We start from the raw sequence: 21,054 nt of genomic DNA on the forward strand, positions 1-21,054 counted from the left end.
TCAGGCTCCGATGAAGGTCTTCATGAACAGGTCGCGCGCCAGCGCCAGCGGCAGGTCGGGCTGGGCCAGCTGGCTCGAGAGCTGGCGCACGTCGGCGTCGAACTGCAGCTGCTCGTCGATCCAGTCCGTCTCCAGCAGCCGCACCTGCAGCTCGGCGCCGACCAGGGGATCGATCACGGCGCGCAGGGTTTCGGCCAGCGCCGCGCAAAAGCCCACCACCAGCACCGGCCGCTCTTCCTGGCGCGTGATGAACAGCGCCAGGTCGAACTGCGCGCGGCGCAGGAAAGGCGCGATCAGCTCGAGCCAGAAGGCCGCCACCGGATAGCGCGCCGACGCATCGTGCGGCAGCGGCAGCACCAGGCTTTTATGCAGCTCGGCCGGCTGGCTGTGCATGACCGGCTGCAGCAGCAATCCCAGCGCCAGCACCAGCCGCGCCGCGCTGGCGCTGGCGCTGGAAGGCGCGCGCTGCAGCAAGCCGTCGAGCGAGGCGATCGTGGCGTGCTCCATCCAGCGCGCCAGCGCCGCTTCGTCGCCGAGCCCGATCGCGCTGTCGGCGATCGCCTGCAGGTAGGCGGCGGGGTCGCCCTCGCCCAGCACCTTGGGGCAGATCTCTTCCAGGAACACCCACAGCGGCGCGAACGCCAGCGGACAACGGGCGACGAAGGCGGCCGGATCGCTCACCGCCAGCGTGCGGGTGGCGAGGAAGGGAAAGCGCCGTCCCGACCGGTCGTGGCTGGCCAGCAGGTGGCCGGCCACCGCGTGGTGACGCGCCGGGCCGACCAGGGCGAAGCTCACCGGCGCCATCGCGTCGTAGTGAAAGCGCCAGCGCGCGTCCGACGGCAGCAAGGTCATCACCTGCGCCAGCCAGGCGTCGAGCATGCCGATCGCGGCCGGATCGTGGGCCAGCTTGACGAAGTCGGCGCGCGCCGGGACCTTGCCGAAGTAACCGATGCGGTCGGTGCGCATCATTGGACTCCCGCGCTGGCCAGCGCCGGCGCCGCTTGTTGGACGTCATGGCGGCCGACGATCGCCGGCGGCAGGTGCAGGCCGCGGAAGCCCTGGGCCTGGCCCTGGCCGCCCCCGTTGGACTGCGGGCTGCTGACGATCTTCAGGTCGACCGCCACCGAGATGTTCTGCGCCGTCCAGCGCAACTCGAACACGCCGCCGTCCTTGCGCTTGCGCTGGGCCGCCTCGAACAGGCGCTGCAGCCCGAACTGGCCCGGCTGGTTGAACAGCTCCACCGTGCGGCCATCGAACGTCACGGCCGAGACCCGGGCGCCGGAGACGCCCTGCGGGCCCGGGTGGACCATATTGTTCCAGCTGGGCGGCGTGTTCCGGTAGCGCAGTTGCTGGCCGTCGATCTCGAGCGTGTATTCGAGCGTGCCGGGCGCGCTCAGGGGCAGCACCTGGAACACGGTCTGCGCCGCCCCGCCGGCCGCCACGCCGTTGTTCGACAGCGGCGCCACCCAGCCCGGGAAGGCGGCCACCGCCTGCGGCGCCAGCGAGATGCCGATGTCGGCCCAGGTGCGCGCCGCCAGCATGTCGCCGCGCCGCACCACCAGCGGCCCCATCGCCGTGCCCACGAACCTGGCCACCGCGCCTTCGGGGCCGAACACCTGGCCGATCTCGCCGGGAGTCGCCTCGAGGCTGGAATCCTGGGCGAACGGGTACTTGCCCGCGAGCGTGCGGGTGAAGGGTTCGACCACCTGCGCCTGCCAGGTCTTGTTGATCTCGGCCTCGGACGGCAGCACGATCATCGCGAAAGTCTGGGTCAACGGGCGCACCAGCAGCGGGCGCAGCGCCTGTTTCTGGCTGTCGCTCATCCCGGTCAGCATCTGTTCGTCGACGTAGCGCAGCGCGTCGGCCAGCTCCGAGCCGTTGCCCTCCAGCGTCTGCTGCATGAACTGCTTGGCGCCGGGGCCCGGATCGCCCTGGTTCTTCAATGTGTTCAGCCGCGAGCGCAGGCGCGACAGCGCATCGAGGTAGCCGCTCATCAGGGACGCTTCCTTCTCCTTGGCGCCGACCAGGCGCGCCACGCCCGCGAACTCGCGGCCGATCGGCCCTGCTCCCTGCTGTTGCTGGGCCAGCAGCTGGGCCGGATCGATGCTGTCGGCCAGGGTGCGCGCGTCGGACGGCGCGCGCCGCAAGACCACCTGCTTGAACCACTCGATCACCCCGCGCTCGGTCTTGCCGACCGGCGCGCGCAGGCCGCCCGGGTTGTCCCAGGCCGTCTCTTCATAGATGGTGCGCAGCAGCTTGGCCAGCGGCGAGGATTGCGGGTCGCCCAGGCGGTTCATGGCCTGCACGCTGGCGTCGAAGCCGCGCAGGTCGGCGATCGCCACGCCCTGCACGAACTTGAGCCATTCGCGCGCATAGTCGGCCTTGTACAGGTCGATCAGGGCCTTCTGGATCTGTTCGGGACTGCCTTCCAGGGTCAGGTCGTCGCGCGCGGTGGTCTTGAGCACCCAGTCGACCGTGTTCAGTTCCTTGTTGGAGGCATCGCGGATGGCGTCCAGCACGAACTTGTCCCACGCCGCGCGGGTAAAGGCGCCGCTGACCGCGTGGCTGCCGGCCACCAGCGCCGCATCCTGCTCGCCCACGATGCGCGCCACCGTCACCGCCGGGAAGCGGGTCGCGGCGCGGGTCTTGATGTCGGCATACACGCGCTCGCGCGCCGGCGTGCCGCGCACCACGCGGCGCAGGTGCTCGCGCGTGGTGTCGAGCAGGCCCAGTTTGGTCGAAATCTGCGGCCAGGCCGGGTCGTCGATGTGGGCCAGGTGGAAGGTCATCAGGCGTTCGGCGCTGCGGATCATCTGCTCGCGCGGCATGCTGCCGCGGTTCGATTCCAGCCAACCGCGCCAGTAGCGGGTGAGCTGGTCGTTCAGGTGGCCCGGCTCGGCGCACGATTTATCGCCCAGCATGAGATAGGTCTTGAGCGCGTTGTAGGCGTCGCCGACATCGGTGGGCGACGCGTCCTGGTAAGGCTGCCCGAGCCTGGGCGCGGGGGCCGAGGCGGCCGGGGTCGCGGGCGCGGCCACCTGGCGCGCCGGATCGAGGCTGGCGGCGTTGTTATTCACCTCCGTCAGCATCGTCTCGAGGGCGCCGGCGACCGGTTCGACCATCACCGCGCGCACCCCGGCGAAGTATTCGTCGCGCAGCTTGCGCGCCAGGACGTCGCCCTGGTACAGGCCGAAGCCCAGCGCCCACGGCTTGTCGTCGGCGTAGCGCTCGAGCTGTTCGATGCGGTCCTGCAGGATGTCGAGCGCTTCGAGCCGCGACTGCAGGTCGATGCGCCCCACCTGCAGCTTCTTCACCTTGTCGAGATCCGACTGGACGTTGGCGACCAGCTGGCGGTTGCCCATGTAGGACCACGACCAGCCGCCCATCGCGCACCCCAGCAGGACCGTGGCGGCGAAGAAGGCGCCCAGCTTCCAGCGCGCCGCGGCCGGATTCGTGTAGCGCTTGACCAGGTCGCGGTCGGCGAAGACCACCTTGCGGAACAGCTCGAGCAGGAAATAGCCCGACTGCGAGCCCGACTGCGAGCCCGACTGCGCACCCGACTGCTCGGCAGCGGCTTCGCCGCCTTTCCTTTCCTGCAGCGCCAGGTCGAAACGGCTGGCCACGCGCCGGCTCGACAGGTCTTGCACGCTGCCTTCCTGCAGCGCGCTGGTGAAGTAAAAGCCGCGGAACACCGGCTTGAACTGATAGGTGTTCTCTTCGAACAGCGTGGCCAGGAAGGCGCGCAGCGGCGTGCGCAGCGCGGCGAATTCCAGCGGAAAGGTGAACACGCCGGAACGCAGCGTCGCGCTGCGGTTGGCGCCCATGCCGGCCAGGCTCATTTCCTTCAGGCCGTCGACCAGTTCGTCGAAGTGTTCGTCGAAGAAGGCCAGCACGTCCTGCGGCGCGGCGCGCCGGTTGTAGCGCAGGGTCGCGCCCCAGATGCGCTCGCGCTCGGCCTGCTCGCTGTCATGGAAGAAGTCGAGGAAGCCGGCGATCAGGTCGGCCTTGGTGAAGACCACGTACACCGGCGCGTGCACGCCGAGGCGCTCGGTCAGCTCCTGCACCCGGGTGCGCAGGTTCTTGGCCAGCTCGTGCGAGGCGGTGGCCGGGCCGGCCATCAGCTCGGCCACGCTGACCGCGATCAGGATGCCGTTGATCGGCGCACGCTGGCGGTGACGCTTGAGCAGGTCCAGGAAGCCGAACCATTCGGCGCGGTCGGCGTCCTGCACCGAGTAGCGCCCTGCGGTGTCGAGCAGGATGCCGTCGGTGGTAAAGAACCAGTCGCAGTTGCGGGTGCCGCCCACGCCCTGCAGCGCCTTGTTGCCGGGGATCGGGAAGCTCAGCCCCGAGTGCACGATGGCGCTGCTCTTGCCGGCCGCCGGGTTCCCGATGATCATGTACCACGGCAGCTCGTACAGCGCCGCGGCGCCGCGGGTCAGGCCCAGCTTGGAGGTCTTGATGGTGCCGACCGCCTCCAGCAGGTTCTTGCGCAGCACCGCGACTTCGTCCTTGCCGCCGGCGTCGGCGGCGCCGGCGATGGCGCCGGCCAGTTTGCGCGCCTGGCGTGCACGCCAGGCGCGGCGCAGCATCCACCCGATGCCCCAGCAGGCCAGCAGCGCCAGGGCGACAATGGCGGCCCACACGATGCCGACGCCGAGCAGGCCGGCGCCGAGTACCAGGATGGCCGCCAGTGCGGCGACGCCGATCGCGACCAGCACGCGGCTGTCGGTCATGAACTTCCAGAGTCGTGGCATGGCGCTGTCTCTTGTTAAAAAGTCTCACAGGAAATGGTCGCATGGGCCAAGACGGGGCTGCTTGACTCTGCGCAATGGGCCCAAAATTCGAAAAATCACGCAACAGCCCAGGCGACGCTCAGCGCCCCATCACGCCGCGCATGCGCAGCTCGATGTGGCCGAGATCCATCATCTTCCAGCGCCCGCCCCAGGTCAGCCCCAGCGACTCGGCCACCTCGCCATACAGCTGGTAGCCGCGCATGGCCCATGGGTCTTTCTCCGAGATCACCAGCTTGCCGTCGCGCAGGAAGGCGCAATCGGCCGCCAGGCCGTACTGGTGCCAGCTCTGGAAGGCGCGCGCATTGGTGACGTGGCCGCCGCTTGCGGCCAGCTCATCCTGGCGCGCGGGACTGCGGTAGCCTTCGAGCAGCGCGATCTCGTAGCCGTGCTGTTCCTTCATGATCTTGAACGCCAGCAGCAGGCGCTGGCTGAAGTCGGGATGCAGCAAGCCCCAGTTACGGCTGGCGCCGACCAGCATCGGCCGCACCAGTTCGACCTCGGCCGTGGTGAACACGCTGGGCGGCAGCGCCACCGGCGGCACCAGCTGCTCGCCGGCCAGCAACGCCGCCACCTGTTCGTCGGGCAAGGCGGCGCTGCTCTCGTACATGGGCAGCATGGCCGGATTGCTCAGGGCCAGCGCCAGCAGCGAAGGGATCAGGATTGCCGGCGCGCCGATGGCCAGCACTACCTGGTGGCGGCGCAATCCCTGCACCACCCGCTCGCGCAGCGACAGGGCGACGCTGTCGCGCATGGCGCCGGCGGCGCGCGTGCCGGCATGGCCCCAGGCCCCGGCGCGACCGGCCAGGCCGCGCACGACATGCATGCCGCGCGACATCCATGCGCGTCCACCTGGAAAAAGAACAAGCCAAGCCAGGCCTGAAGCCAGACAAACGTACAGAAGGGCGATCAAGATCAGCATCGGACTCCCCAGGATTGTTTCTAATCAGAACAGGAGAATCCAATCTTAGGAGTAATGTCGTGCGTTCATCAGACGAAAATCAAGACAACCGCATACATGCCCAGATGCGTCCGAACCTGATGTCGGCGTCGCGCCGCGGCGGCCGTGAAGACAGCATACTTGCCAAGCTCGAGCGCGAGCCGGCGCGGCGCCCGGGTTCCAGCCATCGCGCGCGGCTGGGCTGGTATGGCGCCGCGGCGGCGGTCGCGCTCGGCCTGACGGCGACGCTGGCCTGGCTGGCGGCCGGGACGGGCCCGGCGCCGCACGAGGCGACGCGGCCCGATGCGGCGCCTCGCCCGATGTCGGTCGCGGCCCCGGTGCCGGCCGAGGCGGCCGCGGCGGCCGTGATCGTCGACGCGGCGCCGGACCCGGTGCTGGCGGCGGCGCCCGCGCCGGCCCCCATCCCCCCGCTGCGCCTGCTCGAGCCGGCCGCCGTGCCTCCGGCCACGGTCAAGGCCGCGCCGGCGCCCGCCAGGACGGCCCCGCCGCGCCGTCCGGAAGCGCGCGCCGCCGCTCCCCGTCCCCGCGCCCCGACCTTGCGCCAATCCACGCGCCCGGCCCGCACGGTCAATCCGGCGCGCCCCGGCGAATCCCATGACGACAGCGACGTCGCCCTGATTTCGGCCGTGATCTACCATGCCAACGGCCACGCCGCGCCTGCGGAAGATGACGCCGCGCCCCCACCGGGACGCTAGGGAAGTTCAGGGCCTCCCTGGCGCCCTGCCGGCGTGGTGAACAAGGCGCAAGCAAATCAGCCGCATGCAAACCGGCCGCACCCGCCAGCTGCGGCCACACTGCCGGGCAGTCTGCGCCAGAAAGCGCTATACTGTATATAAGTACAGGTGAGCGTTCGGTCATGATCAGGGTGTTGGAAAACGAGTTTTATTATCTGGATAACTTCCAGCGGGTTCTCGATTGGATCGGTGAACGCTATGGCGACCTGCTCGACGACGGCGAGCAGGCGTTCCTGGCGCTGTTCCCTACCCTGCCGCACAATGCGCGCGCCCTGTTCGTGCGCATGGTCATGCGCAAGGGAAATCTGTTCCGTGCCAGCAAACTGAGCTATGCCGAGATCGGCTGCCCGGTCGAGGCCGCCGGACACCTGCTCGGCACCGGCTGGATCGAGCGCGATCCCGAACTCACGCTCGACGAACTGTTCGACCTGCTGTCCAAGCCCGAGATCCTTGACGCCTTCGGCGCGCAGTTGCCGCGCAAGACGGCCCGCAAGGATGCGCAGCTGGACGCCCTGCGCCTCGTCTTCCCCGAAGCGCGCTGTTTCTCCGGCTGGCATCCGGCTTGTTCCGACGTCGCCTGGCGCATCCTGGTCAAGCCGCTGTGCGACCGCCTGCGCCTGGTCTTTTTCGGCAACCTGCACCAGGGCTGGACCGACTTCGTGCTGTCCGACCTTGGCCTGTTCCGCTACGAGCGCGTGGACATCTCGCCCGCCTCGCGCGGTTTTCGCCAGCGCGCCGACGTCGACCACTACCTGCAACTGCATGCCTGCCGCGAGCGCTTCGCCGCCGGCGAAGACGTGGACGCCGTGGTGCGCGACCTGCCCGTGCACGCCTTCGACAATGACTGGCTCGAGAGCCGGCGCGAAAAACTCACGTTCCAGATCGGCCAGCACTACGAAAAGCTGAAGGACTGGGACAGCGCCTACGCCGCCTATGCGCGCTGCCGCTTTCCCGGCGCGCGGGGGCGCGCGATCCGCGTGCTCGAAAAACACGAACGCTTCGAGCAGGCCCATGCCCTGCTGCTCGAAGCCCAGGCCAGGCCCGAGAACGACGCCGAGCGCCAGCACCTGGCCCGCATCGCGCCGCGCCTGGCGCGCCGCCTCGGCCACGCGCGATTGGCGCCGCGCGCCAGGACCCATGTCGAGCGCATCGAGCTGTGCCTGGCGCCGCCGAACGGCGAGCGCTGGGTCGAGGGCGCCGTGCGCGGCCACCTGCATAGCGCCGACGCGCCCGTGTTCTACGTCGAGAACGCGCTGGCCAACACCCTGTTCGGCCTGCTGTGCTGGCGCGCCGTGTTCGCCGCCATCCCCGGCGCCTTCTTCCACCCATTCCACCGCGGTCCGGCCGACCTGCACAGCGCCGACTTCCACCAGCGCCGGCAGGCGCAATTCGCCGCCTGCCTGGCGCAGCTCGAAGACGGCAGCTACCGCGACACGATCCGGCTCGCGTATCAGGAAAAGGCCGGGCTGCAGTCACCCTTCGTGCACTGGGACGGCGTCACGCCCGACCTCATCGAGCTGGCCCTGGCCTGCATTCCACCGGCCCACCTGCGCAAGTGGTGCGAACGGATCCTGGCCGACGTCAAGGAAAACCGCACGGGCTTCCCAGACCTGATCCAGTTCTGGCCCCAGGAGGGCCGCTACCTGATGATCGAAGTGAAGGGCCCGGGCGACCGCCTGCAGGACAACCAGCTGCGCTGGATCGACTACTGCGCGGCGCACGACATGCCGGTGGCGGTGTGCTACCTGCAGTGGCTCGAATCGGCCGGGATGGCGGCCTAGGATCACGTGAGCTACACCATCGCCGTGCGCGCCCTGTGCGAGTTCACCGCCAAGCAGGGTGACCTCGACCTGCGCTTCACCCCCTCGCCCAGCGCCCAGGAAGGCATTGCCGGCCACGCCGTCGTCGCCGGCCGCCGCGGCGACGGCTACCGCAGCGAGGTCGCGCTGTCCGGCCGCTGGAACGAACTGCTCGTGCGCGGCCGCGCCGACGGCTACGACGCCAATGAAAACCTGATCGAAGAAGTCAAGACCCACCGCGGCCGGGTGGACGCCATTCCCGAGAACCACCGCCACCTGCACTGGGCCCAGCTGCGCGTCTATGGCCACCTGCTGTGCCAGGAACAGGGCATGGAATCGGTCAACCTGGCGCTGGTCTACTACGACATCGGCAGCGGCGTCGAGACCGTGCTGCGCGAAACGCGCGACAGCGCCTGGCTGCGCGCGCACTTCGAGGCGCTGTGCGAGCGCTTCTCGGGTTGGGCCGCCAGCGAAGCGGCGCACCGCGCGGCGCGCGACGCCGCGCTGGGCGCCCTGTCGTTCCCGCACGCCGACTTCCGTCCCGGCCAGCGCCAGCTGGCCGAGAGCATCTACCGCGCCAATGCCGGCGGCCGCTGCCTGCTGGCGCAAGCCCCGACCGGCATCGGCAAGACCGTGGGCAGCCTGTTCCCGGTGCTCAAGGCCATGCCGCGCGAGAAGCTGGACAAGGTATTCTTCCTGGCCGCGAAGACGCCCGGCCGGCGCCTGGCGCTGGACGGCGCCGCGACCCTGTGCGGCGGTGAGCGCCAGGCCCCTCTGCGGGTGCTCGAACTCACCGCGCGCGACAAGGCCTGCGAGCATCCCGACAAGGAGTGCCATGGCCAATCCTGCCCGCTGGCGCGCGGCTTCTACGACCGCCTGCCGGCGGCGCGCGCGGCCGCGGCCGAGGTGAGCGTGCTGGACCGCGAGGCGCTGCGCGAGGTCGCACTGGCGCACGAGGTCTGTCCCTATTACCTCGGCAGCGAGATGGCGCGCTGGTCCGACCTGATCGTCGGCGACTACAACTATTATTTCGACGGCAGCGCCATGCTGTACGCGCTGGCGCTGAACAACGGCTGGAAAACCAGCCTGCTGGTCGACGAAGCGCACAACCTGGTCGGCCGTGCGCGCTCGATGTACAGCACCGAGCTCGATCGCGCGCAGCTGCGCCTGGCCCGCGCCGGCGCGCCGCCGACCGTCAGGAAAGCGCTCGAGCGCGTGGGCCGCGCCTGGACCGCGGTCGACAAGGCGGCGCCGGCGCCCTACCAGCTGCTCGAAAAAATTCCGCCGAAGCTGGTCGACGCCCTGCAGGAAGCGGGGAGCGCCGTCAACGAACACCTGGCGGCCTTCCCCGGCCCGCTCGACCCGGACCTGCAGCGTTTCCATTTCGACGCCATGGGGTTCGTGCGCCTTGCCGAATCGTTCGGGCCGCACTCGCTGTGCGACCTGAGCCGGGACGCCGAGCGTCCCACGCTGCGCGACTCGACGATCTGCATCCGCAACGTGGTGCCGGCGCCCTTCCTCGGCCCGCGCTTTTCCGCCACGCATTCGAGCACCCTGTTCTCGGCCACGCTCGGGCCCTGGCACTACTGCCTCGATACGCTCGGCATGCCGGAAGACACGGCCTGGGTCGAGGTCGACTCGCCGTTCAAGGCGAGCCAGCTCGAGGTCCACGTCGCGCGCGGCATCTCGACCCGCTACCAGGTGCGCGCCGCCTCGGTCCAGCCCATCGCCGAACTGATCGCACGCCAGTACCGCGAACGTCCCGGCAACTACCTGGCCTTCTTCAGCAGCTTCGACTATCTCGACAAGGTGGCGCACGCGCTGGAGCGGCTGGATCCGTCGATCCCGGCCTGGCGCCAGGAGCGCCGCATGAGCGAGCAAGAACGCCAGCGGTTCATCGACCGCTTCGACGTCAACGGCTCGGGGATCGGCTTTGCGGTGCTGGGCGGCGCCTTCGGCGAAGGGGTCGACCTGCCGGGCGAGCGCCTGATCGGCGCTTTCGTCGCCACCCTCGGCCTGCCCCAGGTCAATCCCGTCAACGAGCAGCTGCGCGAACGGATGCAGGAATTGTTCGGCGCCGGCTACGATTACACCTATCTGTATCCCGGCATCCAGAAGGTGGTGCAGGCGGCCGGCCGCGTGATCCGCACCGAGCAGGACCGCGGCGTGGTGTGGCTGATCGACGACCGCTTTTCCCGGCCGGGCATCCGGGCGTTGATGCCGGCATGGTGGGAGCTCGATTCACGCTAGCAGCGTGCGCATCTTCTGGTAGCCGCTGCGGCTGATCGGCAGCTTGACGCCGCCCTTGAGCACCGCGCAATGGTTGTCCTTGCTGACCGGCTCGATGCGTTCGACCGCGCCGACATTGACGATGAACGAGCGGTGGATGCGCACGAACATGGCGCCATCGAGCTGCGCTTCGAGTTCGGACAGGCGCTGGTGCTTCAGGTACGCCTTGCCGCCGGCGCAGATCCGCACATAGTCGTCCTGCGCCTCGATGTAGTCGATGCCGTTGGCGGCGACCACGTGCACGCGGGCGCCGTCGCGGATCAGGACCCGCTCGAGCGGCTGCCGGCGCGCCTGCGCGTCCTTCACCACCGCCGCGATCCCGTCCGGCTGCGGCGCGCGCAGGCGCACCTGCGCCAGCGCCTGTGCCAGGCGCTCGCGCGAAAACGGCTTGAGCAGGTAGTCGACCGCGTGCACCTCGAACGCGCGCAACGCGAACTGGTCGTAGGCGGTGGCGAAGACATAATGCGGCTTGCTGCCGGCGAGCTCCACCACCTCGAAGCCGTCCAGCCTGGGCATCTGGATGTCCAGGAACACCAGGTCGGGAGCGTGCTCGGCGATCGCCTTCACCGCCTCGAAACCGTTGGCGCACTCGCCCACGATCTCGACGTCGGGATGCGCCGTCAGGTATTCGCGCAGCAGCGCACGCGCCAGGTGTTCGTCGTCCACGATCAGGGTACGCATTCGTCATTCTCCTGTGTCGGCGGGCAGCACCAGGTCCACCCGGAAGCGATTGTCGACGCGCGCCGCATGCACGCTGGCCTCGACGCCGTAGGCCGCCAGCAGGCGCTCGCGCACATTGGCCAGGCCAATGCCGCCGCCGGCCCGGGTCCCCGCATCCGGATCGACGTCGTTCTCGACCCGCAGCCTGAGCCGCGAGCCGGCCCGCTCGGCCCGGACCCGCACCACCCCGCCCTCGAGCAGTTGGCCGACGCCATGCTTGACCGCGTTCTCGACCAGCGGCTGCAGGATCATCGGCGGCAGCAGGCAGGCCCCGGCATCCGCGCTCACCTGGCGCTCGAAACCGAGGCGCGGGCCGAAGCGCACCCGCTCGATCGCCAGGAAGCGCTCGACCAGTTCCAGTTCGGCGCCCACCGTGACCTTGCGCTGCGCTTCGAGCCCCACCGTATGGCGAAAGAAGCCCGCCAGCTGCAGGGTCATGTCGCGCGCCGCGGCGGCGTCGATCGTGGTCAGCGCGCTGATCGAATTGAGGCTGTTGAACAGGAAGTGTGGATCGACCTGGGTGCGCAGCATGCGCAGCTCGGCGTCCCGGGCCAGGAGCTTGGCCTCGAGCTCGCGCCGCTCCAGGCCGCGCGCGCGCTCGAATGCGAGCGCCAGGTAGTGACCGCAGGCGGTCATCCCGTACAGCAGCACGCCGAGGCCGAAGATCACCGCCGCCAGCGGCCGCGACATCGTCACGCCGTCGTCGCCCGGCGCCAGCCACTGCCACCATGCGGCCCAGCCGGTCGCCACGGCGCACCACAGCAGCGCCGCGCACACGGCAGTGACGAAGAACACGCCCAGCACCGCCGGCGTCGACTTGCGCGCCAGCGGATAGGCGCGGCACAGGTAATAGGCCGAGAAGCCGCACACGGCGCCGTAGACCAGCACCAGCGGCAGCGCGAACAGCAGGCTGGCCGCCGGGCCGGCGCCGCCGGTGGCCGACAGCAGCCCGGCCAGCATCAGCCCCAGCATCAGCCAGGCCGCCAGGTACAGCGCGGCGCCGCGCCGCGCCCAGAATCCGCCGCCCATCAGTTGCGGATTTCCACGCCACCCATGATCGCGTAACCGCGGATGACCAGCCGCTTGGTGTCGTCCGGCGGCGCGATGGTCTTTTCCTCGAAGCCGCCCAGGATCGGCGTGCCATGCAACACGATCGTCCAGTCGGGCGGGCACTTGATGGTCACGCCGCCCCAGAACGCGAACACATTGATCACCGCCTCGCCCTGGATCGAGGCGCCGCGCATATCGAGTTCGCAGCCGCCCATCACCGCCGTGATCTCGCCGCCGCGAAAGTTCTGGGTCGTGACGCGGCGCTCGTAGCCGCCCAGGATGGCGGTGATGTCCAGCACTTCGCCCGCGCCCACATCCGCCGGCGCGCCGTCGACCACCGCCACGCCGTGTTCCAGCGCGCGCTTGCCGCGCACCGCCTTCGCCACCAGGACGCCGCCAAGGCCGATCAGGACCAGCGGCCAGACGGCGCCCCAGCTGAAGTCGATGATGTGCATCCGGTCCAGCATCAGGAGGATGCCGACGCCGACCAGGGCGGCCCCGAGCAGCGTGCCGCCCTGGGTGCGGGTGTCGCACAGCTTGACGATGCCGACGATGACGAACAACATCGGCCAGAACGACAAGGCGCGGTGCATGTCCAGGAAGCCCAGGTTATCGAGCAGGAACAACAGACCCATCCCGATCACGAGCAGGCCGAGCACGACCTGGCCCGTCACGCCTTTTGCATGCGGATCATTTTTCATGGCGGCTCCGACGATTGTTGGCGAAGCGGCGCGCGATGAATGGATCGAGCACCAGCTTGACGCCCCACATCAGGATGAACAGCGGCCAGCTGTTGCGGAAGGTCAGGCCGAAGGCATTTTCCAACACGGCGAACAGCCACAGGCCGGTGAATACGGTCCACAAGCCATTGCTGAACTCCTTCGGGCTCGGGTAACCGATGGTCTGGCCGATGCCGACCACGACCAGCAGCAGCGGGGCGTAGTGCCAATAATCCTCGGCATCGATATAGTGCAGGCGGTCGAGCAGCACCACCGCGCCCACCACGATCAGCAGCAGGCCCCACAGCACCTGCTTGCGCCAGCGATAGCCATCATCGGACTCCATTGCGTCACTCCTCTCGTTATCGAACTGGAGACACGATAGCAAACCGGAGGGCAATCGCGAAAGCGCTATTCGGCCAATGGCGGATGAAAGGCGGCCAATGGCGAGCGATCGCGGCGGGCCGCGCCGGACGGACAGAATGGGACGGACGTAAAAAAGCCCGCCTCGCAGGCGGGCCGTGTACGGCGCATGGGGTGGATCAGGCGGCCGTCTGCGCCTGTTCGCGCTGGGCCTGGCCTTTTGGCTGGTTGCGGTACTTGGCGCGGGCCTCGGCCTGGCGCACCGCTTCGCGCGCCACGTTGGTGCGCTTGATCTCGAGGCGTTCCTTCTTGCCGCGGTGCTGTGCAATGTGTTTGCTGCCGATCTTGCTGGTCATGGATGTCTCCTGTGGTGGGGCTGGGCGCCATGTCCCTGCTGGAACGCTGGACGCGAAAGAATCATGAAGCTCAGGAACGGTTGGTGGCCAACTTGAGGTCGGCCGGCATCAGCATGTCCCATCCAAGCTGGCGCCGGATTTCTTCCGGGGCCGGTGGCGGTTTCGGGTCGCGCGAGCGACGTTCGAGATAGGCGCGCACCAGGTGCTTGGGTGGATGCTTGACATCGTACATGGCAACCTCCGCTTCCGTTACGGGCCGCGCCGGCGTGCCGGCGGGGCCCTGAAATTGGTGCCGATCCTCGAGGCGACCGGCTAACCTGTTGAGGTTTCGGATGGCAGCGAAGCGAATCGCGCGTTCCTCACTCAGACAGGTGCATCTTATCGAAACCTGCGCCATTGCACCGTTAGGTGACGCACACTGCGCGCGTCAATACGGCCGGACAGGCCAGGAAGCGGGTTCGTGGCGGCGCGCCATCGGGCGCGGGCGCGGGACTGCCACGCACGAAAAAAAAGGGAAGCCGAAGCTTCCCTTTTCATGCGCCCTGTCCGGTCAGAACTTGTAGCGCAGGTTCAGGTAGTACTGGCGGCCGCTGACGTCCAGCTTCTGCTGCTCCTGTTCGCTGTAGCGGTACTGCGCGCGCTTGGCGTTGGTCAGGTTGGTCGCGCTGAACGCGAGTTCCAGGTTATCGGTGAAATAGTAGTTGGCGGAAAACGCCAGCGTGGTCACCGCGTCGGCATAGGTCGGGGCGGTCGGCATCGCGACACCGTTGATCACCGAGAGACCCTGGCTGTTGGCGGTCGGCGACGGCGCCGTGGTGCTGTTCACGTACTCGCCGCGGTAGTTCGCCACCAGGCGCGTCGACAGCTTGTCGTCCTCGTAGTACAGGCCGACGTTGCCGGTCCACTCGGACGCGCCCACCATCGGGCGGCCGTCGTCCACACGGGTCTTGGCGCGGCTGACGTTGGAGGTGAAGCCGAAGTTGGTCTTGCCGAACGGCTGCTCGTACTGCAGCTCGATGCCGTTGATCTTCGCGCCCTGCTGCGAGGCCGTATTGATGAAGAAGGTCTTCACGGTCTGGTCGCGCGGGTCGAGCAGGTCGACGGTGGCGCTGCCGACCGCGCCGGTCTTCGGATAGCCGTCGATCGACGAGTGGAACACGCTCACCGCCACGATCGAACGCGGCGCGAAATACCACGACCACGACAGGTCGATGTTGTCCGAGGTTTGCGGTTCCATGTCCGGGTTCGGACCGGTCACGCGGCAGCCGTTGGCGTCGCAGCCCGGCGTGCCGAAGCCGCTGCCCAGCAGGTTGTAGTTCTGGCGGCCGATGGTGCGGCTGACGCCGAAGCGCGCCAGCATGTCGTTGCCCATGTCGTAGCGCAGGTTCATGCTGGGCAGCCAGTTGTCGAAGGTGCGCCTGGTCGGCGTCTTGTAGTACAGGATGCCGGCATTGGGATTGAACGGCATGCCGTCGAAGTAGGCGGTGGCGTCGCCGGCATCGGTGATCGCGCCCGGATACGCGGCGCAGGTGACCGGCGCCTGGCCCGGCGCGACGCGCTGGCAGGCGCCGGACGGAATCGGGGTCGAGATGTTCGCCTTGACCTCGGTGCGGGTGAAGCGCACGCCGACGTCGCCCGACCAGCGCTCGGCTTCCAGGTTGGCCATCACGTAGGCCGCGCTCTGGCGTTCCTGCATGTCGATCTCGGAGTTCACGCGGCGCTCCCAGGCGTCGCTGGTGACTTTGGTATTGCTGGCGATGTAGTCCTTGATGCCTTCCGGGGTGTAGGTGAAGCCGGTGTTGTCCCAGCCCGCCGGGCCGTCGAGGTCCTTGCCGAAGTCGCCCGGGAATGCCTGCCAGCCGGTGAGCGGCGTCGGCGTGTTGGAGACCACGCGGCCGGTGACCGGGTCGAGCGTGATGCCGTTGCGGAAGGCGGGGCCGCGGCGGCCGCTGGTGCGCTTGTGGTCGGCGAAGCGCACGCCGCTTGCCAGCGACTGCAGGAAGCCGCGATCGACGCGGTATTCGGCGTCGAACTGCGCGCTCCACTCCTTGTCGACGGTCTTGACGCCCGACGCCGCGCGGTCGACGATGGTGTAGCCGCTGCCGTCCGGGTTCAGGCCGGGCTGGTTGATGCCGGCGTTGCGGTACTGGACGAAGGGCGCGTCGTGCAGGTCGCCCAGCGCGTACGAGATGCCGGTGCCGTAGCGCGCCAGGGTCAGGCCCTGGTCGAGCCGGGTCTGGCCGACGCCGCGGGTGGTCGACAGCAGGGTCTTGACGGTCAGGTCGTCGTTGACGCGGTACTTCGCATCCAGGTCAAGGAAAGAACTCTCGGCCTTGGCGCCGTCGCGGTAGAAGCCTTCCGAGTTGCCGACATACTGGGGGCTGACGCCGTCGGCGAAGACGATGTCGGCGGCCTTCAGCACCTTCAGCGGGTGGCCGTAGACCGTGGTTTCGTCGACGATGACCGGGTTGCGGATCTGGGCGAACACCTGCTGGCCGTTGTGGCTGGTGTTGACCGCGGCGGCGGTGGTGCCGCCCAGTGGCGCGTTCTTACCGAGCAGCATGGAGTAGATGGCGCTCGAGGTCAGGCGGCCGTGGTTGTTGGCTTCCATCGCGGAGTGGAAACCGGTCATGGTGACGTCCAGGTCGCGGTTCGGCTTGAACTGCAGCGACAGCATGCCGCCCTTGCGGTCGCGCACGCCCTCGACGAATTCCGAGCTCATCGAACCGGGCAGTCGCACGCCGTTCAGGTCGGCCGCGGTATAGCCGCTGCCGGCCAGCGACTGGTCGGTGATGCCCTTCATGGTGCTGGTGTTGATCACGTCCCAGCCGCTGTTGGTGCCGTAGGCGAAGCGCGACACCGAGTCGCGCCGCACGTGGCGTTTTTCCGCGAACAGCGCGGCCAGCACGCCGAAGGTGCCCGCCTCGTTTTTCCAGGTGACCGACCCGTTCATGTCCGGCGCGTAGCGGCCCGGCAGGTCGGCGTAGCTGGCGCCGACGCTGACCACGCCCGAGAAGCGCTCCTTCTGCGCCAGGGGCTTCCTGGTAGAGACGTTGATGGTGCCGGCCAGGCCGCCGTCGACGATGTTCGCCTGCGAGGTCTTGTACACGACCGCCTGTTGCAGCACGTGCGAGGGCATCAGCGACAGGCTGGTCGAACGCGAGCTCGAGGCCTGGTCGGCCACGTACCAGTCGGCGCTGCTGACGGCATGGCCGTTGAAGATGATCAGCGACATGTCCGGATTGGTGCCGCGCATCGACACTTTTTCCGCTTCGTCGTAGTCGGTGCGCACCGCCACGCCGGCCAGCCGCTGCAGGGAGTCGGCCAGGTTCTTGTCCGGCATCTTGCCCACGTCTTCGGCCGTGATCACCTCGACGTTGGCCGCGGCGTCGCGCTTGACCGACAGGGATTTGGCCAGCGACGCGCGGATGCCCGTCACCTCCACGGTCTGCATCGACACGTCCGGGGTGGCTTCCTGCGCCATGGCCGGCAGGGCTGCGAGGCTCCAGACTGCCATCGATACGGCCGCTGCGAGCGGCTTCTGCTTGAACATGCTCTCTCTCCTGGGAATAGTGCTATCGTTATTGCTCAAGGCAGGCTGAAGGCTGCCATGCTCGGAGTATTCATGTTCATTTCAGCGGTGAATAATCACTTGTGTTTGCTTCTATATAACTTAATGGAATGTACACAATCGACTCCCTCCGCGCGGTTATGGATGGACGAAGAAATTTCATTACCCAAGCCGGGCGCACCAGATTAGCTTGACGTTTTTCCCCCACATTGATGAACGCCATGCGCCTTGCCTGCCTGCTGCTTGCCAGCGCCGTCCTGACCGGATGCGCGACCGCGCCCGCCACCAAACCCGTCCCCGGCGCGCCCCCGCCGCCGACCCCGCTGTCGGCCCTGCTGCAAAAGCAGATCTACCAGATGACGCCGTTCGAGGCCGGCCAGTACATCGCCCACATGCAGGGCGCCGAGCCGGACCTGAAGAGGCGCATCGCCGCGATCGGCCGCCAGAACATCGGCCAGCCCTACTCGCTGCACCTGCTGGGCGAGTTCCCCTACGAGCTCCACGACAGCCTGCCTCTGTACAGCCTGGCGCAGAGCGATTGCGTGGTGTTCGCCGAGCACACCTACGCGATGGCTTTGTCCGGCTCGTGGGAAGAGTTCTTCTGGATGCTGCAGCGGATCCGCTACCGCGACGGCGTGATCGGCGTGGCCACGCGCAATCACTACACCGAGATGGACTGGAACGTGGCCAACCGCTGGCTGGTCACCGACGTCAGCGTTGATCTGGCCGGACCGGGCGGCCCGTCCTACGACATGCGGGTCGACCGCGCGCGCTTCCTGCGCACCCGCCACAACACGGTGCGCGACCTGCCGGTCGAGACCAGCCGCCAGGCCTACGTGCCGAAGGAACAGGTGGCGGCCATCGCCAGCCAGTTGCAGGAAGGGGATTTCGTGAACGTGATCTCGACCCGCGACGGCGAGTACTGGGCCTCGCACGTGGGCCTGGTGGTGCTGGGACCGAACGGCGAGCGCCGCTTCCTGCATTCGGCCGAACCGCAGGTGCGCGAAGAGACGTTCGCATCGTATATCGGGCGCACGCTCGAGCGCCAGGAACGCAATGCGCGCGCGGGCAAGCCCGGCCAGGCGCTGGCCGGCTTCAAGTTCCTGCGCCTGAACGAACGGATCACGGTGCCGCCGATGGCGCCGCAGCCGCGTCCGGGCCGCCCCCCGGCCTGACGCCCGACCTCGTCGACAGCGTTCCGGCCTGCCGGGCCGGAACGCATCTATTTGTTTCCGCCATTCCCGCCGGCATTCGCCGCTGCCGCCTTCCCCGCTGAATTAAATAAATAGCCGCCGGAAATTATTATCCAAGGCTATTTCTTAAATTCACTTCTTTATCTCAACCTCCCTGCTCGCGCTTTATATCCCTGATCGCTGTTGAGTGACCTCAAACCTGTTATTCAATCGCAGGCAGATAATGATCTTATAGACACCAACTCAATCGGCAAAACCGGCCTATTCATCGCGGAATGTTTATTGCGGCATGTTATCGTAGCGATTTTATCGCAGCATTTTATCGCAGTGTTTTATGTGATTACCTGGTCGTGCAGTAACCCATTATTGTGAATGCAGCCGCACGTCGTTCTCTTTCAGCGAGAAGCCGACTGCCATGTCAATTCAACGTCCCACGCTGTCTCATCAGCTTTGCGCAAGAGTCGTCTCGATGCATCGCACTACGAAGGCCGCCCTGGCCGTCGCGGTCGACCTGGTTGCGCTTCCGCTGTGTTTTTTAATCGCAATGATATTGCGTGGTGGCGATTTACATCTTGCAAAACAATTTGGTCCCGGCTCTTATTTACTGGTCGCCGTGCTGACGATAGCGGCTTTCTGGCTATCCGATTTATACCGCGCCGTCATCCGCTTTATCGACCATCGTCTGCTGACCCTTACCGGCCTCTCATTGGCCATTGCCGTATTATGTGCCTATCTTACTTTGGTATTCCTCAATGAGGCGCGATTCCCGCGCAGCGCGCTGGCGATATATTGGTTCATCGCCTTTTCTTATGTCGTCATATCACGCATCGGCGTGCGCAAGCTGCTGCGCAGCAAGCGCGGCCCCTGCGCCGACAATGCGCTGGCGGTCGCCATCTACGGCGCCGGCGAGGCCGGCGCCCGCCTGGCCCAGACCATGCGCGACGGTGACGAATACCGCCCGCTGTGCTTCTTCGACGACAAGCGCGCGCTCAACGAGCGCACGGTGGCCGGCCTGCGCGTGTTCCACACCTCGCGCCTGGTCGAGCTCGGCGCGGCGCTCGGCATCCGCACCATCGTCATCGCCCTGCCCTCCGCCGCGCCCGAACGCCTGCGCGAGTTGATGCAGCGCCTGGGCCAGGCCGGGGTGCCCACCAGGATTCTCACCCGGCTGGTCGACCTGGCCGACGACAAGGCCAGCGACAAGTCGGTCCTGCGCGACGCCATCCGCGAAATCAAGTTCGAAGACCTGCTCGGCCGCCCGCCAGTGCCGCCGCGGCTCGACCTGTTCGCACGCTGCGTGCGTGGAAAAGGGGTGCTGGTGACGGGCGCCGGCGGTTCCATCGGCAGCGAGCTGTGCCGCCAGATCGTCACCCTGAGCCCGGCGCGCCTGCACCTGATCGACCATTCCGAGTATGCCCTGTACACCATCCGGCAAGAGCTGGCGGCGCGTTTTCCCGACCTGCCCATCCACGCCCACCTGGGCTCGGTCTGCAATGCCGACCTGGTCGAGCGCGTGCTGGCCGCCGGCGGCATCGACACGATCTACCATGCCGCCGCCTACAAGCACGTGCCCCTGGTCGAGACCAATATCGTCGAAGGCCTGCGCAACAATGTGCTGGGGGCCCAGATCATCGCCGCCGGCGCGGCGCGCCACGGCGTCCAGACCTGCGTGCTGATCTCCAGCGACAAGGCGGTGCGGCCGACCAATATCATGGGCGCCAGCAAGCGCATCGCCGAGCTGATCTTCCAGGCCGCCGCCGCCCGCGCGGCCGGTGGCGGCGCAGCGGGCGACGGCGCCCGCCCTGGCCCGGCCCAGGGCGCGGGCAGGACGGGCACGACGTTCTGCATGGTCCGCTTCGGCAATGTGCTGGGCTCCTCGGGGTCCGTGATTCCCCTGTTCCAGCGCCAGATCACGCGCGGCGGACCGGTGACGATCACCCATCCCGAAGTGTCGCGCTACTTCATGCTCATCCCCGAGGCGGCCCAGCTGGTGATCCAGGCCGGCGCCATGGCCAAGGGCGGCGACGTGTTCGTGCTCGACATGGGCGAGCCGGTGCGCATCGTCGATCTGGCGCGCACCATGATCGCCATGCACGGCCTCACCGAGCGCACGCCCCAGCAGCCGCGCGGCGACATCGAGATCCAGTTCATCGGCCTGTTCCCGGGCGAAAAACTGCACGAAGAACTGCTCACCGACGGCACCGTCTTCCCGAGCGAGCACCCGCGCATCATGCGCATGAAGGAAAACGCGCTGCAGCCCAATGTGCTCGAGACCTGCATCACCTGTCTCATGATGGCCTGCGAAACCCACGAACGCGGCCCGATCGAGTCGATGGTCAAGGCCATCGTGTCCGAATACCTGCCCTCGACGCCGGCGCCGGCGCCACAGGCGCCGGTCGAGGAGCCCGCGCCTGCCGGCCTGATTCGCAGGTTCGTGCCGTTCCGGATCTAGGGGCTGCCAGCGCCGCCGCTCCGCGCCGCCGCCGTCAGATCGTTGCTGTCAGAGCCG

15 protein-coding genes are annotated in these 21,054 nt (G+C 67.9%); 5 read left to right on the plus strand and 10 right to left on the minus strand.

The genetic code is table 11. From position 1 onward, the window contains the following. The 3 genes from tagF to ABIB38_RS15115 form a co-directional block, all read right to left on the minus strand. Positions 1 to 969, minus strand: a complete 969-nt coding sequence (gene tagF, locus ABIB38_RS15105) for a type VI secretion system-associated protein TagF (RefSeq protein WP_429205045.1) — start codon at positions 967 to 969, stop codon at positions 1 to 3. Further along, on the minus strand, positions 966 to 4,754 hold the full coding sequence (gene tssM / locus ABIB38_RS15110) for a type VI secretion system membrane subunit TssM (protein WP_429205047.1): 3,789 nt from the start codon (positions 4,752 to 4,754) through the stop codon (positions 966 to 968). Before tssM ends, tagF begins: the two co-directional genes overlap by 4 nt. 118 nt (positions 4,755 to 4,872) lie before the next feature. Beyond that, the gene (locus ABIB38_RS15115) at positions 4,873 to 5,712 is read right to left on the minus strand and encodes a M15 family metallopeptidase (protein ID WP_429205048.1); all 840 of its coding nucleotides are present in this window, start codon (positions 5,710 to 5,712) and stop codon (positions 4,873 to 4,875) included. A gap of 59 nt (positions 5,713 to 5,771) precedes the next feature. Here ABIB38_RS15115 and ABIB38_RS15120 point away from each other — a divergent pair, with 59 nt between their 5' ends. The 3 genes from ABIB38_RS15120 to ABIB38_RS15130 all read left to right on the plus strand — a co-directional run bounded on the left by ABIB38_RS15120 (position 5,772) and on the right by ABIB38_RS15130 (position 10,534). Next, positions 5,772 to 6,446 (plus strand): hypothetical protein, encoded by a 675-nt coding sequence (locus ABIB38_RS15120; protein ID WP_429205050.1) that lies wholly within the window; start codon positions 5,772 to 5,774, stop codon positions 6,444 to 6,446. Positions 6,447 to 6,607: 161 nt separating this feature from the next. Continuing rightward, on the plus strand, positions 6,608 to 8,266 hold the full coding sequence (locus tag ABIB38_RS15125) for a VRR-NUC domain-containing protein (RefSeq protein WP_429205051.1): 1,659 nt from the start codon (positions 6,608 to 6,610) through the stop codon (positions 8,264 to 8,266). 6 nt (positions 8,267 to 8,272) lie between these two features. Next, on the plus strand, positions 8,273 to 10,534 hold the full coding sequence (locus tag ABIB38_RS15130) for an ATP-dependent DNA helicase (protein ID WP_429205053.1): 2,262 nt from the start codon (positions 8,273 to 8,275) through the stop codon (positions 10,532 to 10,534). Here ABIB38_RS15130 and ABIB38_RS15135 read toward each other — a convergent pair. The 7 genes from ABIB38_RS15135 to ABIB38_RS15165 form a co-directional block, all read right to left on the minus strand. Continuing rightward, the gene (locus tag ABIB38_RS15135) at positions 10,526 to 11,254 is read right to left on the minus strand and encodes a LytR/AlgR family response regulator transcription factor (RefSeq protein WP_429205055.1); all 729 of its coding nucleotides are present in this window, start codon (positions 11,252 to 11,254) and stop codon (positions 10,526 to 10,528) included. The two genes, ABIB38_RS15130 and ABIB38_RS15135, sit on opposite strands and share 9 nt — an antisense overlap. Positions 11,255 to 11,257: 3 nt before the next feature. Further along, positions 11,258 to 12,322: a sensor histidine kinase gene (locus ABIB38_RS15140; RefSeq protein ID WP_429205057.1), complete on the minus strand. Its 1,065-nt coding sequence runs from the start codon at positions 12,320 to 12,322 to the stop codon at positions 11,258 to 11,260. Beyond that, positions 12,322 to 13,044 (minus strand): LiaI-LiaF-like domain-containing protein, encoded by a 723-nt coding sequence (locus ABIB38_RS15145; protein WP_429205059.1) that lies wholly within the window; start codon positions 13,042 to 13,044, stop codon positions 12,322 to 12,324. The genes ABIB38_RS15140 and ABIB38_RS15145 overlap by 1 nt, the downstream gene beginning before the upstream one ends. Then, entirely contained in the window at positions 13,034 to 13,408 is a 375-nt protein-coding gene (locus tag ABIB38_RS15150; RefSeq protein WP_429205061.1) for a LiaI-LiaF-like domain-containing protein, read from the minus strand. The genes ABIB38_RS15145 and ABIB38_RS15150 overlap by 11 nt, the downstream gene beginning before the upstream one ends. Before the next feature lie 196 nt (positions 13,409 to 13,604). Further along, a complete protein-coding gene (locus tag ABIB38_RS15155; RefSeq protein ID WP_320476063.1) occupies positions 13,605 to 13,781 on the minus strand; it encodes a hypothetical protein in 177 nt (58 codons plus the stop codon). 70 nt (positions 13,782 to 13,851) lie between these two features. Next, the gene (locus ABIB38_RS15160; RefSeq protein ID WP_429205063.1) at positions 13,852 to 14,013 is read right to left on the minus strand and encodes a hypothetical protein; all 162 of its coding nucleotides are present in this window, start codon (positions 14,011 to 14,013) and stop codon (positions 13,852 to 13,854) included. 318 nt (positions 14,014 to 14,331) lie between these two features. Then, a complete protein-coding gene (locus ABIB38_RS15165; RefSeq protein ID WP_429205065.1) occupies positions 14,332 to 17,334 on the minus strand; it encodes a TonB-dependent receptor in 3,003 nt (1,000 codons plus the stop codon). Between the two features lie 239 nt (positions 17,335 to 17,573). On the opposite strand from ABIB38_RS15165, the gene ABIB38_RS15170 reads away from it, so the two are divergent. Together ABIB38_RS15170 and ABIB38_RS15175 are read left to right on the plus strand one after the other, a co-directional pair. After that, positions 17,574 to 18,527: an N-acetylmuramoyl-L-alanine amidase-like domain-containing protein gene (locus ABIB38_RS15170; protein ID WP_429205067.1), complete on the plus strand. Its 954-nt coding sequence runs from the start codon at positions 17,574 to 17,576 to the stop codon at positions 18,525 to 18,527. A gap of 487 nt (positions 18,528 to 19,014) precedes the next feature. Next, positions 19,015 to 20,997: a polysaccharide biosynthesis protein gene (locus ABIB38_RS15175; protein WP_429205068.1), complete on the plus strand. Its 1,983-nt coding sequence runs from the start codon at positions 19,015 to 19,017 to the stop codon at positions 20,995 to 20,997. Positions 20,998 to 21,054: the final 57 nt, after the last annotated feature.

Source organism: Massilia sp. UYP11 (assembly GCF_050434805.1).
GTDB lineage: Bacteria > Pseudomonadota > Gammaproteobacteria > Burkholderiales > Burkholderiaceae_D > Telluria.